Origin of the sequence: Kitasatospora sp. SC0581, from assembly GCF_048159585.1 — a bacterium.
Classification (GTDB): Bacteria; Actinomycetota; Actinomycetes; order Streptomycetales; family Streptomycetaceae; genus Kitasatospora.
The window spans coordinates 1-317 of the sequence record NZ_JBLRWA010000319.1; the positions used below are offsets into that span (position 1 = coordinate 1).

Below are 317 nucleotides of genomic sequence, written 5' to 3' on the forward strand. Positions count from 1 at the left end.
GTTTAGCCCGACTGAACAGGAGCGTGGAACCGAGAAGCAATAAACGACCGCTTATGTCTGATATCAGGGAGTCAGGAAGCATTGAACAGGATGCTGATGTAATCATTTTCCTGTACAGGGAGAAGTATTATGACAGAGAGATTACCGATAACTCGCTCGAACTTATCATTGCCAAAAACCGCAACGGCCCGGTCGGAACCGTAATCGTAAAATACAACGAACACACCGGCAAAATCGAGTCAAGGTGAGGCTAGGGGACGGTTTTCTCGTCTTATAGTGAGGCCGGACAAGGTCAAGGTGACAAGGTCCCACAGCCC

The 317-nt window shown here is 48.9% G+C and carries 1 protein-coding gene; it reads left to right on the forward strand.

The window, feature by feature from the left end; genetic code table 11:
- Window positions 1–248, forward strand: a 248-nt coding sequence (locus tag ACLWS4_RS38285; RefSeq protein ID WP_416876607.1) for a DnaB-like helicase C-terminal domain-containing protein, incomplete at its 5' end; no start/stop codon positions are given.
- Window positions 249–317 lie beyond the last annotated feature (69 nt).